Genomic DNA, 272 nt, shown 5'->3' with positions numbered 1-272 from the left:
CGCGAGATGGCCGCGGCCGGCGCCCCTGTCAGGGTGCCGGTCGCGGTGGCGTGCCGGGTGCTCGGATTCTCCGAGCAGGCGTACTACCAGTGGCTGCGTAACCCGGTCTCTGCTCGCGAGACGGAAGGGCAGCACCTCATCGGTATGCTACGCCGGCTGCACGCGGAAGACCCCGAGGGCGGGTATCGGGTGCTCGCCGACGACCTCGCCGACCTCGGCTACCAGCTTTCCGAACGCCGCGTGTGGCGGCTGTGCCGGGTCGCGGGGATCCG

The 272-nt window shown here is 71.7% G+C and carries 1 protein-coding gene; it reads left to right on the top strand.

Annotated features, from left to right (window positions below):
* Positions 1-272: IS3 family transposase (locus QM019_RS12975; RefSeq protein ID WP_487047060.1), on the top strand; the 272-nt coding region annotated here is incomplete at both ends.

It is taken from the genome of Gulosibacter sediminis (assembly GCF_030011715.1).
In the GTDB taxonomy this organism is placed as follows: Bacteria; Actinomycetota; Actinomycetes; order Actinomycetales; family Microbacteriaceae; genus Gulosibacter; species Gulosibacter sediminis.
The sequence above is the reverse complement of the archived record's forward strand: the minus strand, read 5'-3'. Positions and strand labels throughout refer to the sequence as shown.